We start from the raw sequence: 16,009 nt of genomic DNA on the forward strand, positions 1-16,009 counted from the left end.
CCGGGTGTGCAGGCCGGCCGACCAGGAGATCGTCGGAGGAGGGCTCGTGAGCCGACCCCAGTCCACACCGCTCGGCGCGGGAGCGACCGCCCGGCGGGCCGCCCGCGACTCCCTCAGCGGCGCGGCGGCCCGCCGGGTGCCCCGGCCCGCCCCGCTGCGGCAGGCCGTGTACGAGGCCCTGCTGGACCTGATCGTGAACCGCACCCTCCAGCCGGGGCAGCACCTGGTCGAGATCGACCTGGCCGAGCACCTCGGGGTGAGCCGCCAGCCGGTCCGGGAGGCGCTGCAACGCCTCCAGACCGAGGGCTGGGTGGACCTCCGCCCCGCGCAGGGCGCGTTCGTGCACACGCCGACCGACGAGGAGGCGGACCAGTTGCTGAGCGTGCGCGGCGTGCTGGAGACCCACTCGGCGCAGCTCGCGGCCGAGCGCGCGACCGCCGAGGACGTCGCCGAGCTGGAGCGGCTCCAGCGGGAGGGCCTGCGGGCCCTGGCCGACGAGGACGTGGAGGGGGTGGTGGCGGCGAACGCGGCCCTGCACGCCTTCATCACCGGTCTGTCGGGCAACGCCGTGCTGGCCGACATGATCGCCACCGTGGACCGCCGCGTCCGGTGGTACCACGCGCCCCTCGCACTGGCCCGGGGGCACGACGCGTGGACCGAGCACGCCGAGCTGATCAAGGCCATCGCGGACCGGGACCCGGAGGCCGCCGCCCGGATCATGACCCGGCACACCGAGCACACCCGCCGGACCTACCACCGGCCCGCCCCGGGAGCTCACCCGACCGGGTGACGTCGGTACGCGGGCAGGTCAGGTGTCGGAGCCGTCCGGCTCGGCCGTCTCGGTGGGGGCCCGCGACGAGGTCATCAGGCTCGCGACGGTCGTGACCAGCAGCACGGCCAGGATGATCCCGAGCGAGAGCAGGATCGGGATCTCCGGTGCCCAGCCGACCCCGTGGTGGTGCAACGCCTCCAGGATGAGCTTGACGCCGATGAACGCGAGGATCACCGCGAGGCCCTTGCCCAGGTGCACCAGCCGGTCCAGCAGCCCACCGAGCAGGAAGAACAACTGCCGCAGGCCCATCAGCGCGAACGCGTTGGCGGTCAGCACCAGGTACGTCTCGCGGGTCAGCCCGAAGATCGCCGGGATGGAGTCGACCGCGAAGAGCAGGTCCGTGGTGCCGACCGCGACCATCACGATCAGCATCGGCGTCACCACCCGCCGGCCGTCCAGCACGGTGGTCAGCCGCGCGCCGTCGTATCCCGGCGCGGTCGGCACCACCCGCTTGACCGCGCGCAGCGCCGCGTTCTCCTTGAACTCGGGCTCGTCCGAGTCGTCCTGCCGCAGCAGCTTCCACGCCGTGAACACCAGGAACGCGCCGAACACGTAGAACAGCCAGTCGAACCGCGAGATCGCCTGCGCGCCGACCGCGATGAACGCCGCGCGCAGCACCAGGGCGATCACCACGCCGACGATCAGCACCTTTTGCCGGTACTGCCTCGGCACCGCGAACCTGCTCATGATCAGCAGGAAGACGAACAGGTTGTCGACGCTGAGCGAGTACTCGGTGATCCACCCGGCGAAGAACTGCCCGCCGTAGTCCGGGCCGGCCAGCAGCGTCACGCCGAACCCGAACAGCACGGCCAGCCCGACGTACACCGAGACCGACACCAGCGACTCGCGGAACGACGGGTCGCGCGGGTTGCGGGCCACCAGGTAGAAGTCGAGCGCGATCACCAGCGCGATCACGCCCAACGTCGTCAACCACACCCAGGTGGGTACCTGCATCACTGCCCCTCCGCCAGTCACCGACGCGCTGCCCGCAACCCCGCACGTGCGCCGCGTGCCGCACGGACCAGCGCTGTGTGCCAACGGGTTGCGCGCACGCGAGCGCTCCATCCGATGCGGAGCGATGCGTTCATGCAACCACAGGTGCCCGCCGGACCCCCGAGACCCGTGATTCCCGAATAGGCCGAAAGGTCCAACCCGTGGCCCGGTCGGCGTCTTCGGCCGGCGCGGGCGTCGCCGTGCCGATTCGGCGCGCGGCCACCGCCGGGTCGAGCCGGGCGCAGCACCCGTCGTGGCGCTCCCGCGCCGGATCGTCCTGGTCGGCCCACCGCACCTCGCGCACACCAGAACATGACGGTCCTTTGTGGACATACGGGCGCGGGCCCGGTCGGGACAGCGGGCCGGGCCGCGCGGCCGGTTCGCCGGTGTGATCACCGCCTCAGGCGCGGGGACCACGGGGTCGCGAGCGTCTCGGTCGAGACAGCCGGCACCCCCGGCACGGCGAGCCGTTCACTCCTTGTCCACAGTGGACACGGCCGAGCCGGGTCCGGTGTGGACGGATCGTCCCCGCCCGGCAGGTGTTGCCCGCACGCGACCACCGCCGGCTTGCACGTCGGGTCGTCGCGGGCCGCCGGGCAGGGGCCGCACGTGCGGAACCTGATCAGCGCCGCGCGCCTTGATCGAGACCGATCACCCGACCGGGTGCTCCGGCGGACGTCGCGAGCACGTGCTCCGGCAGTCCGGGGCCGTCGACGCGGGGGGTCGAGGTCCTGCGGGACCTCGACCCCCGTGGTCGTCGGCGGCCGGTGCCGCTGGAACAGCCGGTGCGCGACCTCGTCGACAACGCTGTCGAGCACGACCACGCGGGCGGTCGGCTCGAAGTCGCGTCCGGGGCTGTTCCGCCCGGTCCACCGGCTCGGCCGCACTCGGACGACCGGGGAACGCGGGCTCGGACCGTCCACTGTGCGCCACAGCCGCCACCCACGGCGGCACGGCGACCGCGGCACCGGGGGCGGACGGCGGGTTGGTGGTGCCGGTCAGGTTTGGCGGAGGAGGGTGAGGAACGCCCGGAATGGACGGTCCGCGAAAGCCAGTTCGGGGCCGGGACGCTTGCTGTCGCGAACAACGGCTGCCGTGCGGCCGACAGCCAGTTCCACGCAGTTGTTGCCCGCGCCTGAATGAGAACTTCTACGCCACGTCTTCTTCGTGTTCATGTTTCCTTCAGTGCGGTTGCCAGTTTCCTGATCAGCGCAGCCGACTCCTTGGGCGGCAGGGCGACCTGCGCTGCCATGTCCTCGAAGTGAAGCAGGTACTTCTCGACATCGGCGGGATTGTCCACCCACTTACCTCCGCCGGCGTACTCCAGGTACACGGAGGAGGGATCGCCGGCGTCGAACCGGAGGGCGGTGGCACCGCCACCCGACATGGTCCCGTAAGCGCCCGCGCCGAAGGGGATCACCTGGATGGTGATCTCGGGCTGCCGGGCCATCTCCAGCAGGTGCGACAACTGCGCGGACATGACCCCGGGTCCACCCACGACCCGGTGCAGCGCGGCTTCGTCGATCACCGCGTGCAGCCGGAGCCCCGGCAGCCGGCGCTGACGGCTCGCCAGGGCCGCCACCGCCTGGTCCACCGGCACTGACGGGTCCAGGAAACGCTGTCCCGCCAAGCGCACCGCGGAGGCGTACGCGGCGGTCTGGAGCAGTCCGGGGATCACGATCATCTCGATGGTGCGCACTTCCGTCGCGTCCGCCTCCTGCCGCGCGTACGTCCGCGCCTCGGGGGTGTACGCGGCGGCGTTGGCCAACCGGGTGCTGTCCTGCTTGGCGTCCTCCCACAGGGCTTCCGCTTCGCGCCGCTCGGCGTCGGTCGCGCCGTACAACCCGAGCAGTGCGCCCAACTCGGTCCAACTGGGACTGATGTAGCCGTTCTCCATCCGCGACAGCGTCGACTGGGTCTTGCGGGTCAGCGCGTGGTAGTCGACCTCGGTCTTGCCGGCGCGCTTGCGCAGCGCGTTGAGGAACTGCCCGAGCTTGCGCTTGCGTCGGGTTTGGACGGCTGCCATTCGGATCGCTCCTCGCTGAAAAGAACTGCGAACACCCTAGTCGGCGGGCACACCGATTTCAGTTCACCCGTTCGAGCTTTTTAAGGTGCATACGCACCCCATTAACATGAACCCCGCCGAGGGGGTTGCGCGGTCACGGGTCGGGCGGACCGCGACGCACGCCACGCGGCACCGCCCCGCCGGCCCCGCACCCCGCGAGCGCCACCCCCTCCCCGCCACCGTCGGCGGTCAGTACTTCTCGCAGGTCCGGCCGCGCAACAGCAAGGGATTTCACCGAACCCCCGAGGCCGGTCCGCGTCTCCCCGCACCGGACAGGATGGCCGTCGGCGTGCTCCCGCCGGATCGCGCCCCGGTTTCCGGCCCGTGAGCGGGGGCGGCCGGCGGGCGAACCCGGTGCGGACGACGCCGGTCGGCCGGCGTGGGCGGAGCGGGCCGGGGTGCGGGCGCGGCACGGCGGCGCGGCTGTCGACGGTGTCCGCTTCGAACCGTTGTCGCGCAAGCGGTCGCGGACGTCCGGGGTGGTGGTGGACCGGGCGGGGCCGACGTCGACGCGGGCGCGGCCCCGGTGCCGGGTGGACCGGCGCGCGACCTACTGCGGAATCCCGAACCGCACCCGGCTCCCGGGCGGTCCTCAGAGGTCGCGCGACATCCAGGTGGACGCCTCGGGCGTGAAACCGTGCCGCCCGTAGAACCGCCGCGCCGCGTCGTTGGGCGCTTCGGTCTCCAGGACCACCCGCCGCGCGCCGGCCGCCCGGCACGCCTCGGCCAGCTCCTCGATCACCCGCCCGCCGACGCCACCGCCCCGGTTGCGCACGAAGAACTCGTCCAGCAGCGCGTCACGACCGCCCGACTCCAGCGAGTAGCCCCACGTCAGCACCGCATAACCGGTGTCGAACAGCCACACCTGACCGAACCGGTCGTCGACCAGCAGCGGCCCCAGGGCGGCGGTCAGCACCGCCTCGTCGTAGTGGTGCCCGTCGACCTCGTAGAACTCGCGGAGCAGGGGCAGCAGCGCGGAGAGGTCCGGTGCGGAGGCTCGGCGGATCAGCACACCCCGCAGCGCACACCGCTGCGGCGCGGCGCGCAACTTTTCCGCTCGTGCTGGACCGCCCGGGTGACCGGCCGACCTCCCGGAACGTCACCGAAAGGCGCTGGTCGCGGTGACAACTCGGCCGACAGGGTGAAAATCGCGGCGAAAATGTCGCCCGGCGGGTCCATCATGACCCCCATGGCAGACGCAATCGTGGCCGAAGGACTGGTCAAGCGCTACGGGTCGGTCGTCGCCCTGGACGGGTTGGACCTGGTGGTGCCGGAGGGCACCGTGATGGGCCTGCTGGGCCCCAACGGCGCGGGGAAGACGACGACCGTCCGCGTGCTCACCACGCTGCTGGAGCACGACGCGGGGCGGGCGTCGGTCCTCGGCCTCGACGTCGTGTCCCAGGCCAAGGAGCTGCGCAGCCGGATCGGCCTGTCCGGCCAGTACGCGGCGGTGGACGAGAACCTCACCGGGTTCGAGAACCTGGACATGGTGGGCCGGCTCTACCACCTGGGCAAGAAGCGCAGCCGCGAGCGGGCGCGCGAACTGCTCGACCGGTTCGACCTGGTCGAGGCGGCCGACCGGCCGGTGAAGGGCTACTCCGGCGGCATGCGGCGGCGGCTCGACCTGGCCGGCGCGCTGGTGGCCAAACCGAGCGTGCTGTTCCTGGACGAGCCGACCACGGGCCTGGACCCGCGCAGCAGGCTGGGCATGTGGGACGTCATCGGCGAACTCGTGGCGGGCGGCACCACGCTGCTGCTGACCACGCAGTACCTGGAGGAGGCGGACCGGCTGGCCGACGAGATCGCGGTCATCGACCACGGCCGGGTGATCGCGCTGGGCACCGCCGACGAGCTCAAGGCCCAGGTCGGCGGCGAGCGGCTGGAGATGACCGTGGGCACGGCGCACGACGTGGACACCGCGCGGACGGCGCTGGCGTCCCTGGCCATCGGCGAGGTCGTGGTGGACGAGCGCGCGCACCGGCTGACCGTGCCGGTGTCGGGCGGCTCCGAGGTGCTGGTGGACGCCATCCGCAGGCTGGACGCCGAAGCGGTGAAGCTGCTCGACGTCGGCCTGCGCAGGCCGACGCTGGACGACGTCTTCCTCACGTTGACCGGGCACGCGGCCGAGGAGAAGGAGGAGCAGAACGCATGAGTGCTGTCACGCAGGCGCTGGCGGACGGTGCGGTCGTCGCCAAGCGCAACCTGATCAAGATCAAGCGGGTGCCGGACCTGCTGGTGTTCTCGACCTTGCAGCCGATCATGTTCGTGCTGCTGTTCGCCTACGTGTTCGGCGGGTCGATCGACATCCCCGGCATGGACTACCGCGAGTTCCTGATGGCGGGCATCTTCACCCAGACCGTGGTGTTCGGCGCGACCATCACCGGCAGCGGCCTCGCCGACGACATGCAGAAGGGCGTCATCGACCGGTTCCGGTCGCTGCCCATGGCGCGGTCGGCGGTGCTGATCGGGCGGACCACGTCGGACCTGCTCAACAACGTCATCGTCGTGCTCGTGATGTCGCTGACCGGCCTGGTGGTCGGGTGGCGGATCAACACGTCGTTCTTCGAGGCGCTGGCCGGGTTCGGGATTCTGCTGCTGTTCGCCTACGCGCTGTCGTGGGGCATGGCGATCGTCGGGCTCATGGTGCGCAGCCCGGAGGTGTTCAACACGGCGAGCTTCATCGTCATCTTCCCGCTGACGTTCATCGCGAACACCTTCGTGCAGGAGAGCAGGCTGCCCGGCGTGCTCAGGACGTTCGCCGAGTGGAACCCGGTCTCGGCGGTGACCGCGGCGGCCCGCGAGCTGTTCGGGAACACGAACCCCGCCTTCCCCCCGCCGGACGTGTGGCCGCTCCGGCACCCCGTGCCGACGACCCTGATCTGGGTGGTGGTGTTCCTCGCCGTCTTCGTCCCGCTGGCGACCCGCCAGTACCGGCGGGCGGTCAGCAGGTAGTGGTCCGGGAGAACCGGGCCGGCGTCGCCGGCCCGGTTCTCCCTTGCGCCCGGGGGAAATCCGATCGCACCGCCGGCAGAGCCGACTTACGCTCTGCGCCATGACCGCTACCACGATCCCCGGCGCACACGTCGACATCCGCCTCTGGGCGGACCCGGCCGAGGTCGAGGAGCAGGCCCTCCGGCAGTTGCACAACATCTCCTCCCTGCCGTGGGCGGTGAAGCACGTCGCCGTGATGCCGGACGTGCACTACGGCCTCGGCGCGACGGTCGGTTCGGTCATCGCGCTCAAGGACGCGGTCTCGCCGGCGGCGGTCGGCGTGGACATCGGCTGCGGCATGACGGCGGTGCGGACGTCGCTGTCGGCCGACGACCTGCCGGCCACGCTCGGGCCGCTGCGCTCCGCGCTGGAGGCGGCCGTGCCGGTCGGGTTCGCGATGCACCGGGAGGCGGTGGTCGACCGGGACGACTTCTGGGACGCCTTCGACCGCCTCACGCCGGCCGTGGACCTCGACCGGGCGGTGCGCCAGGTGGGCACGCTGGGCGGCGGCAACCACTTCCTGGAGATCTGCCTGGACACCGACGACCGGGTGTGGGCGATGCTGCACTCCGGGTCGCGCGGCGTCGGCAACGTGCTGGCGCAGCACCACATCGCGGTCGCGCGGACGTTGGCGCACAACGAGGTGCTGCCCGACCCGGACCTGGCGGTGTTCCTCGCGGGCACGCCGGAGATGGCCGCCTACCGGCACGACCTGTACTGGGCGCAGGAGTACGCGCGGCGCAACCGGGCCACCATGCTCGGGCTGGTGTGCGACGTGCTGCGGCGCTCGTTCCCGGCGGTGTCGTTCGAGGAGCCGATCAGCGCGCACCACAACTACGTGTCGGAGGAGCACCACTTCGGCGAGGACGTCCTGGTGACCCGCAAGGGCGCGATCCGGGCCCGCAAGGGCGAGTTGGGGATCATCCCCGGCTCCATGGGCACCGGCTCGTACATCGTGCGGGGCCTGGGCAACCCGGACTCGTTCGAGTCCGCGTCGCACGGCGCGGGGCGGAAGATGTCGCGGACCAAGGCGCGCAAGACGTTCACGGCGGCGGACCTGGCGGCGCAGACGGCCGGGGTCGAGTGCCGCAAGGACGTGGGCGTGGTGGACGAGATCCCGGGCGCGTACAAGGACCTCGACACCGTCATCGCGCGGCAGAGCGACCTGGTGGAGGTCGTGACGCGGCTCAAGCAGGTGGTGTGCGTCAAGGGGTAGCCCTCGGCGCGGATTCCCGTTCCGCGCGGGAACCCGGAACGGACGCAGGCGCGCGGAAGGTTTGTCGCGACCTCGCGACGGCAACCCGGTGGACAGCCGAGCCAAGGAGGCACAGATGTCCACCGGCACCATCATCGGCGTCATCGTCGTCGTGCTGGTAATCGTGGCGGCGGCCGTGCTGTTGCGATTCCTCTTGCAGCGCAAGAGGCTGCGGTCGAAGTTCGGGCCCGAGTACGAGCGGACCCTGGCGCAGAGCGACAACCGGATGGCCGCGGAGCGCGAGCTAGTGGAACGCGAGCGCGAGCACTCCCGCCTCGAACTGCGCCCGCTGGCACCCGGGACGCGGGACACCTACGCCCGCAACTGGACGCGCATCCAGGAGCAGTTCGTGGACGCTCCGGAAGGCGCGGTCGCCCAGGCGGACCGACTGGTGACCGACCTCATGGCCGAACGCGGCTACCCCACCGAGGGGTACGAGCGCCAGGCGTCGCTGCTGTCCGTGGAGCACGCGCGCACGCTGGACCACTACCGCGAGGCGCACGCCATCTCCGAGCGCCACGACCGCGGCGAGGCTTCCACCGAAGACCTGCGCACCGCGATGGTGCACTACCGCACCCTGTTCGAAGACCTGTTGACCAATGGCGCGGAGCGTGACGGCGAGCGCCGTGACCGCGCGGAAGGAGCGCGTTGATGACCGAACGCCTGACCACCGACGACTTCGTCCCGCCGGAGAAGCGGGACAACCACCCGGACAACACCTACCCGGACCCCAACTACACGGACCCCGCGCACGCGGACGCCGCCCACGGTGACCCCGCGCACGCGACCGACGTGCCCCACGACGCCGCCCGCGCCGAGGACACCGACGTCGTCGCGTCGGACCACGACGTGGCGCACGACGGGTCGGCGGACTTCGGCAGAGGAACCGCCGACAAGACCGGGTTCGACCGCGACCCCGAGGTCGAGGTCGTGCCGGTCGGCGGGACGGACCAGGCTGCGGACCAGTCCGGGCAGGTCCCGGGCAGCGGGTCCGGGCGGGAGGACGACGAGCCGCTGTTCGGCGACGCCGAGGCCGACGACCTCCAGACCCGGTGGCGCGGACTCCAGGCGGACTTCGTCGACGACCCCCAGGACGCCGTGCACCGCGCGGACGAGCTGGTGGCGCAGGTGATCGGGAGCCTGGCGAACACGTTCGCCGAGCACCGCCGTTCGCTGGAGGAGCAGTGGAAGCAGGAAGGCCACGCGGACACCGAGGAACTGCGGGTCGCGCTGCGGCGCTACCGCACGTTCTTCGACCGGTTGCTCTCCGTCTGACCGAGGGCGCACCGGGTCGGGTACCGACCCGCCTGAGCACTCCCCGTTGTGCGTCCGGCGACCCGGGCGCACAACGGGTGTTTCCCCGCCGCTCAGCCCGGCAGTTCCCGGATCTCCATCTCCAGCACGTCGATCTCGTCGCTGATGGCCTCGTCCAGCATCCCGTCGAGCAGCGCGGAGCAGTCTTCGACCCCCACCCCGAACCTCGGCACCTGCTCCCACCACACCGCCGGGTTGTTCCAGAAGGACCCGGAACCCTGGTCGACGCCCTCCAGGCACCGCAGCCTCCGGTCGTCCTCCGGCAACCGCCGCACGTACTCGATGAAGCGCGCCAGCGCGCCGGGAGCGCACACCGGCACCGCGCCGTAGCCGCGCAGGCAGTCTTCCAGTTCCGCCAGGAACTCCTCTTTGAACGTCATGACCCACCCCCCGCTTCCCCCGCGCCGTTGCGGGTGAGGAGCACTCACTTCCCTGGCACCAACGGTACCGCCGCGAGGGCGTGCGAAGACGCCTGCCAATGGGCGGTATCAGGGCACGACTCGCTAACGTTCGGCGGCGCACGGGCGCACCGCGCGACCGGACCGGGGCCGTGGCCGGCGGCACCCGCCTGGACGCGGACCGCCGGGGGCGGCGCGACATCCGTCCGAAGTGGACGGACACGCGCCGTGGGCCGGCAGTCGCGCGGGACCGGTGGGCTAGACGTCCGCCCGGAGGCGTGCGACGAAGCTGAACCGGTCGCCCCGGAACAGCGACCGCACCCGCTCGATCGGCACGCCGTCGTCGTCGTACGACACCCGGTGCAGCAGCAGCATCGGCAGCGCCGGGTTGGTGCCGATCAGCAGCGCCTCGCGCGGGGTGGCCAGCACGGTCTCCACCCGTTCCTCCGCCTCGGCGAAGGTCACGCCCAGCCGGTCGGTCAGGCAGGCGTACAGCGAGGTGGTCGGGTCGAGCACCTCCAGCAGGGTCGGGAACCGCGCCGAGGGCAGGTAGGTCGACTCCAGGCCGATCCGCTCGTTGTCGGCGAGGAGGACCCGCTCCAGGTGGATCACCGTGTCGCCGCGCGATACCCGCAGGTCGCGCGACAGCACGTCGTCGGCGGGCTGGTGCTCGACGGTGATCACGCTGCGCGCCGGGGCCACGCCCTGCCGCCGCATCCCCTCGGAGTAGGACACCAGGGACAGCGGCTGGACCAGCTTGGGCGGCGCGACGTAGGTGCCGCTGCCCTGCCGGCGCTGGAGCTTGCCCTCCAGCACCAGCTCGCCCACCGCCTGGCGCAGGGTCACCCGGGACACCGAGAACCGCTCGGCGAGTTCGCGCTCCGAGGGCAGCGCGGTCCCCTCCCCCAGCGATTCGACGAGCCAGAGCAGTTCGGTCTTCACCGCGTAGTAGCGCGGTATCCGACCGTGTTCGGGGATACCGGCGCGGACCGGTCCGTCCGCGCGGTACTGGGGCACGAAATGCGAGGCGGGCACCGGCCGAGCCTACGACCTCGAACCCGCCGGTCAGACCGCTATCGGAGTGGGTCGCACGTCACGGGACGATCGTGGGCGGCTCGGGAATGCGGTAGCCCGACTGGCCCACGTTCGCTTCCAGTGACCTGCGCCACTCGCCGGAGTCGATCATCTTCTGGACGGCGGCGGTCACCTTCGCCTTCCCGGCGGCGTCGTCGCGCCGGATCCCGATCCCGTACTCCTCCTTGCTGAAGGGCTTCCCGACCACCCGCAGCAGCTCCGGGTTCTGGGCCGCGTACCCGGCGAGGATCACGTCGTCGGTCGTCATGGCGTCCACCTGCTCGGCCAGCAGGGCGGTGACGCAGTCGCTGAAGTTCGGGTAATTCACCAGTTCCACGGCTTGGGCGAACTGGTCCTTCACGTACTGCGCCGAGGTGGTGTTCTCCACCGAGCACAGCTTGATCCCCGCGGTGAGCGACTCCGGTCCGGCGATGCGCGTGTCGGACAGCCGGACCAGCAGGTCCTGGCCCGCCACGAAGTACGGCCCGACGAAGTCGATCACCTCCTTGCGCTTGTCGGTGATCGAGTAGGTGGAGACCACCAGGTCGGCCTTGCCCTCGGTGAGCAACTGCTCGCGCTGGGACGGGGTCGCCTCGACGAACGTCACACCGTCCGCGCCGAGCTCGTTCGCCACGTAGCGCGCCACGTCCACGTCGAAGCCCTTGTACACGCCGTCCAGCCGGCGCACCCCCAGCCCCGGCTGGTCGTAGCCCACGGCGATCACCAGCTTGTCCGCGCCGGCCCGCCCCTCGACGGAGGTTTCGTCACCGGAGGAGCACGAGGCGAGGACCAGCGCGGCGGCGCACGCCAGGACGAGGGCGCGCAACGATGCCAATGCCATTCTTCCCCTTTTCGGGTCCTCTAGAGATGCCGGAAACGTAAGCGGCGCACAGGTTTGCGTCCAGAGCCAACGGCAGAATAGGGTCATCGGAATCGATAAAGAATGACGGTTGCGCAACGACCGGGGGCGCGCGGCTAACGCAGTGCGCCTAGCGGGGTGCGCCCGGTGACCGCAGCCGGCGCGGGCCGCTGTCGTGCTTGGAGGGCGGCGGACCCAGCGTCACCCGGGCGTTGCTGACGTACGCGCCGGCGGCGCTCGCCAGCACCGGCTCCAGCGCCAGGTCGCGCACCTCCGGCAGGTCTTCGGCGAGCGCGGCGAGCCGCAGCACCAGGTTCTCCAGGGCGGGCAGGTCGGCGGACACGCCGCCCCGGTAGCCCGCCAGCAGCGGCGCGGCCTTCGGGGCGCGCACCAACGCCTTCGCGTCGGTCTCGGTGAGCGGGACCGCGCGGTAGGCCCGGTCGCCGAGCAGGTCGCTGACCACGCCCGACAGGCCGAACGACACCAGCGTGCCGAACGACGGGTCGTCCTGGAGGCCCACCACGCACGAGATCCCCTTGGGTGCCATGCGCTGCACGTACACGTCGGGCTGCTCGGACACCTCGGCCAGCATCTCGTAGGCCGCGCGCACGGCGTCCTCGCCGACCAGGTCCAGCCGCACGCCCACCAGGTCCGTGCGGTGCCGCAGCCGCTCGTCGGTCGCCTTCACCGCCACCGGGTAGCCCAGCTCGTCGGCGGCGGCCACCGCGTCCGCCGCCGAGGAGACCACCCGGAACGGCACGACTTCCACGCCGTAGCAGGCCAACAGCCGCACCGCCGTGTCGTCGTCCAGCCGCCGCTCCCCGCTGTCGTCCAGTCGCAGCGAGTCGACCAGCTCGTGGGCGGCGGCCGCGTCGATCCCGTCCGGTCGGGTGAAGCGGCCCTGCGGCGCGGACCGCCAGCGCGCGTAGCGGGTGGCCCGCGCCAGCGCGAGCACGGCCCGTTCCGGGCTCGGGTAGGACGGCACCGAACCACGTCCCGGCGCGCCGTCCGGTCCGGCCACGGCCAGCTCGTCGGGCACGCCCTCGACCGCGAGGAAGGTCGACACGATCGGCTTGGTGCCCGCCACGTCCCGCAGCGCCCGCGCGAACGCCGTGCCCGGCACCGCCAGCGGCGGCACGAACACCACCACCAGCGCGTCGGTGTCCGGGCTGCGCAACGCGTCCTGCACCGCCTTCGCGAACACCTCCGGCCCGGCCTGCGGGCCCACGTCCACCGGATCGCCCGCCAGCTCCAGCCCCTGCGCCAGCGCGGTGTCCGCCGCCAGCAGCCCGATCGCCGTCGAGTTGCCCACCACCGCCACCCGGGGCCCGGCCGGGAGCGGCTGGTGCACGAGCAGCAGGGCGGTGTCGAACAACTGGGCCAGCGACTCCACCCGGATCACGCCCGCCTGCTCGAACAGCGCCTGCACGCTCGACTCGTCCACCGACACCGACGTCGCCGCCAGCGCCGGGGTCACCGCGTGCCGCCCGGACTTCACCGCCACGATCGGCTTGGTGCGCCCCAGCCTCCGCGCCAGCCGGGCGAACTTGCGCGGGTTGCCGAACGACTCCAGGTACAGCAGCACCACGTCGGTCGCCGGGTCGGTCTCCCAGTACTGCAACAGGTCGTTGCCCGACACGTCCGCCCGGTTGCCCGCCGACACGAACGTCGACAGGCCCAGCCCCCGCGACGCCGCGGCGGCCAGGATCGCCGTGCCCAGCGCACCGGACTGGCAGAAGAACCCCGTCCGGCCCCGCATCGGCAGCTTCGGCGCGAGCGTGGCGTTCAACCGCACCGCCGGGTCGGTGTTCAGCACGCCCAGCGCGTTCGGCCCGACCACCCGCATGCCGTGCGCCCGCGCCTCGGCGGCCAGCCGGCGCTCCGCCAGCGACCCGTCCGGCCCGGTCTCGCCGAACCCGGACGTCACCACGACGAGGGCCTTGACCCCCTTGGCCAGGCAGGCGTCCATCACCTCGTCCACGCTCGCGGCGGGCACCGCGACCACCGCGAGGTCCACGTCGTCCGGGATCTCCAGGACCGACGGGTAGGCCCGCACCCCGCGCACCGACCGGTGCTCGGCGTTCACCGGGTACACCGGGCCGTGGAAATCGCCTTCGAGCAGGTGCGTCAGCACCGCGTGGCCGATCTTGGTGCGGTCGGTCGACGCCCCGATGACCGCCACGGACCGCGGGTTGAGCAGGTTGTGCACGCTGCGCGCCTCGGCCGCCTGCTCGCGGGCGCGCGCCACGGCCACCGACTCCTCGGTGGGGTCGATGTCGAACTCCAGGTGCAGCACGCCTTCCTCGAACGCCCGGCTCACGCTGTAGCCCGCGTCCCGGAACACCCGCACCATCTGGCCGTTCTCCGCGAGCACCTCGGCGGTGAACCGGCTCAGCCCGCGCTCGCGGGCCGCCGCCGCCAGGTGCTCCAGCAGGATCGAGCCCAGGCCGCGCCCCTGGTGCCCGTCCTGCACCACGAACGCCACCTCGGCGCTGCCGCCGTCGCCCAGCCGGTCGTAGCGACCCACCGCGACGATGTCGTCACCGAGCAGCGCGGTGAACGCCACTCGGTCGGCGTGGTCGACCGTGCTGAACCGCACCACGTCGCGCTGCGGCATCCGGGGGTAGGGGCCGAAGTAGCGGAAGTACCGGGTCCGCTCGGAGAGCCGGCCGTGGAACGCCAGCAGCTTCTCGGCGTCGTCCGGCGTGATCGGCCGCAGGTGGACCGTGCCGCCGTCGCTGAGCACGACGTCGGCTTCCCAGTGCCGGGGGTAGTCGAAGGGGTCCACCGCTAGTCCCTCGGGTCGTCGGGGTCCAGGCCGTGCAACGGGAACACCGCGCGACGGGTGTCGCGCACGGCGGCGTCCAGCGGGGTCTGCGCGTCCCCGCCCCACCGCTCGAAGGCAACGTCGGCGTCGTCGGACATGGTGGCCGGCAGCGGCCAGTCCGGCGCGCGACCGGCCGCGTGCGCCACCCAGTCCGGGGGCAGCCGGGTGGCCGGGTCGAGGTCCCGGTCCAGCACGGTGGCCAGCAGGTGCGTCCACGACCTCGGTACCACGCGCAGCAGCTCGTAACCGCCGCCGCCGAGGGCCAGCCACCGCCCGCCCGCCACCTCCTCCGCGAGCGCGCGCAGCGTGCGGTAGATCTCGCGGTGGCCGTCGACGGTCAGCGCCAGGTCGGCCAGCGGGTCCTCCCGGTGGGTGTCCACACCGCACTGGGTGACCAGGACCTGGGGCCGGAACGCGCGCAGCAGCGACGGGACGACGGCGTCGAACGCGCGCAGCCAGCCCGCGTCGCGGGTGCCCGGCGGCAGCGCGACGTTGACCGCCGTGCCCTCCGCGCCGCGCCCGCCCAGTTCGGACGGACGCCCGGTGCCCGGCCACAGGCTCAGCGGGTGCTGGTGCAGGGAGACGGTGAGCACGCGCGGGTCGTCGTAGAACGCGTCCTGCACGCCGTCGCCGTGGTGCACGTCGGAGTCGATGTAGGCGATCCGGTCGAAACCGTTGTCCAGCAGCCAGGAGATCGCGACGGAGCAGTCGTTGTAGACGCAGAACCCGGCCGCGTGGTCGCGCATGGCGTGGTGCAGCCCGCCGGCGATGTTCACCGCCCGCTTCACCTCGCCCGAGGCGATCTTGTGCGCGGCGGCCAGCGAGCCCCCGACGACCAGCGCCGCCGCCTCGTGCATCCGGGCGAAGACGGGGTTGTCGGCCGTGCCCAGCCCGTGACCGACGTCCCAGCCCGCCATCGGCGCGGCCTGGACGGCGGACAGGTAGGAGGGCTCGTGGACGCGCTCGATCTCGACGTCGGTGGCGGGCGCGGGGCTGACCAGCTCGATCCCGTCCAGCACGCCCAGCCCGGTCGCCAACCGGACGGTGAGGTCCAGCCGGGCCGGGTTCAGCGGGTGGTCCTCGCCCAGGTCGTAGGAGAGGAAGGACTCGTCCCAGACGACAGCGGCCCGGTCACCCACGTCGGCACCCATGCCCGGCAACCTAACCCACCCCCCGCCCGCGGTGTGATCACGCGCTCGGCGTCACACCGCCCTGACCAGCTCCCCCGGCCCCCGCCCCCGCCACCGCCCCCTGCCCCGACGCGGTCCGGCTTGGCGGCACGTCACCCGTCGACGTACTCGTCGCGCAGGTCGTCGACGCCCCGTCGAGCGGGTCCGGCGAGGCCCTCCCGACCGCCTGACCTGCGATGTGATCACAGCTTGGTGGACACGCGGACAAGTC

General features: G+C 72.2%; 15 protein-coding genes. 6 read left to right on the forward strand and 9 right to left on the reverse strand.

Annotated features, from left to right (window positions below; all coding sequences use genetic code 11):
• Nucleotides 1-46 precede the first annotated feature (46 nt).
• On the forward strand, nucleotides 47-790 hold the full coding sequence (locus AB0G01_RS08910) for a GntR family transcriptional regulator (RefSeq protein WP_360941442.1): 744 nt from the start codon (nucleotides 47-49) through the stop codon (nucleotides 788-790).
• Nucleotides 791-808: 18 nt separating this feature from the next.
• Here the strand turns inward: AB0G01_RS08910 and AB0G01_RS08915 are convergent, their stop codons facing one another.
• From AB0G01_RS08915 to AB0G01_RS08930, 4 genes are all read right to left on the reverse strand, one after another.
• Nucleotides 809-1,786 carry a TerC family protein gene (locus tag AB0G01_RS08915; RefSeq protein ID WP_360941445.1) on the reverse strand — a complete coding sequence of 326 codons (978 nt, stop codon included), beginning with the start codon at nucleotides 1,784-1,786 and terminating at the stop codon, nucleotides 809-811.
• A gap of 1,037 nt (nucleotides 1,787-2,823) precedes the next feature.
• Complete coding sequence (locus AB0G01_RS08920; protein WP_360941448.1) at nucleotides 2,824-3,000, reverse strand: DUF397 domain-containing protein; 177 nt, start codon at nucleotides 2,998-3,000, stop codon at nucleotides 2,824-2,826.
• On the reverse strand, nucleotides 2,997-3,851 hold the full coding sequence (locus AB0G01_RS08925; RefSeq protein ID WP_360941451.1) for a helix-turn-helix transcriptional regulator: 855 nt from the start codon (nucleotides 3,849-3,851) through the stop codon (nucleotides 2,997-2,999). The genes AB0G01_RS08920 and AB0G01_RS08925 overlap by 4 nt, the downstream gene beginning before the upstream one ends.
• A 631-nt stretch (nucleotides 3,852-4,482) precedes the next feature.
• Nucleotides 4,483-4,902, reverse strand: a complete 420-nt coding sequence (locus AB0G01_RS08930; protein WP_360941454.1) for a GNAT family N-acetyltransferase — start codon at nucleotides 4,900-4,902, stop codon at nucleotides 4,483-4,485.
• Between the two features lie 177 nt (nucleotides 4,903-5,079).
• On the opposite strand from AB0G01_RS08930, the gene AB0G01_RS08935 reads away from it, so the two are divergent.
• The 5 genes from AB0G01_RS08935 (at nucleotide 5,080) to AB0G01_RS08955 (ending at nucleotide 9,411) form a co-directional block, all read left to right on the forward strand.
• Nucleotides 5,080-6,042 (forward strand): ATP-binding cassette domain-containing protein, encoded by a 963-nt coding sequence (locus AB0G01_RS08935; protein WP_360941457.1) that lies wholly within the window; start codon nucleotides 5,080-5,082, stop codon nucleotides 6,040-6,042.
• Nucleotides 6,039-6,842: an ABC transporter permease gene (locus tag AB0G01_RS08940; RefSeq protein WP_360941460.1), complete on the forward strand. Its 804-nt coding sequence runs from the start codon at nucleotides 6,039-6,041 to the stop codon at nucleotides 6,840-6,842. The genes AB0G01_RS08935 and AB0G01_RS08940 overlap by 4 nt, the downstream gene beginning before the upstream one ends.
• A gap of 100 nt (nucleotides 6,843-6,942) precedes the next feature.
• Entirely contained in the window at nucleotides 6,943-8,097 is a 1,155-nt protein-coding gene (locus AB0G01_RS08945; protein WP_360941463.1) for an RtcB family protein, read from the forward strand.
• A gap of 115 nt (nucleotides 8,098-8,212) precedes the next feature.
• Nucleotides 8,213-8,788 (forward strand): hypothetical protein, encoded by a 576-nt coding sequence (locus tag AB0G01_RS08950; RefSeq protein ID WP_360941466.1) that lies wholly within the window; start codon nucleotides 8,213-8,215, stop codon nucleotides 8,786-8,788.
• The gene (locus AB0G01_RS08955; protein ID WP_360941468.1) at nucleotides 8,788-9,411 is read left to right on the forward strand and encodes a hypothetical protein; all 624 of its coding nucleotides are present in this window, start codon (nucleotides 8,788-8,790) and stop codon (nucleotides 9,409-9,411) included. Before AB0G01_RS08950 ends, AB0G01_RS08955 begins: the two co-directional genes overlap by 1 nt.
• A 92-nt stretch (nucleotides 9,412-9,503) precedes the next feature.
• On the opposite strand, the gene AB0G01_RS08960 is transcribed toward AB0G01_RS08955, so the two are convergent.
• The 5 genes from AB0G01_RS08960 to AB0G01_RS08980 all read right to left on the reverse strand — a co-directional run bounded on the left by AB0G01_RS08960 (nucleotide 9,504) and on the right by AB0G01_RS08980 (nucleotide 15,759).
• Entirely contained in the window at nucleotides 9,504-9,830 is a 327-nt protein-coding gene (locus AB0G01_RS08960) for a hypothetical protein (protein ID WP_360941471.1), read from the reverse strand.
• A 276-nt stretch (nucleotides 9,831-10,106) separates the two neighbouring features.
• Entirely contained in the window at nucleotides 10,107-10,883 is a 777-nt protein-coding gene (locus AB0G01_RS08965; RefSeq protein ID WP_360941474.1) for a GntR family transcriptional regulator, read from the reverse strand.
• Nucleotides 10,884-10,941: 58 nt separating this feature from the next.
• Nucleotides 10,942-11,763 (reverse strand): glutamate ABC transporter substrate-binding protein, encoded by an 822-nt coding sequence (locus tag AB0G01_RS08970; RefSeq protein WP_360941477.1) that lies wholly within the window; start codon nucleotides 11,761-11,763, stop codon nucleotides 10,942-10,944.
• Nucleotides 11,764-11,911: 148 nt separating this feature from the next.
• On the reverse strand, nucleotides 11,912-14,569 hold the full coding sequence (locus AB0G01_RS08975) for a GNAT family N-acetyltransferase (protein WP_360941480.1): 2,658 nt from the start codon (nucleotides 14,567-14,569) through the stop codon (nucleotides 11,912-11,914).
• A 2-nt stretch (nucleotides 14,570-14,571) separates the two neighbouring features.
• Entirely contained in the window at nucleotides 14,572-15,759 is a 1,188-nt protein-coding gene (locus AB0G01_RS08980) for an acetoin utilization protein AcuC (protein WP_360941483.1), read from the reverse strand.
• Between the last annotated feature and the right edge of the window lie 250 nt (nucleotides 15,760-16,009).

The organism is Actinosynnema sp. NPDC023587, assembly GCF_040640215.1.
Taxonomy (GTDB): domain Bacteria; phylum Actinomycetota; class Actinomycetes; order Mycobacteriales; family Pseudonocardiaceae; genus Actinosynnema.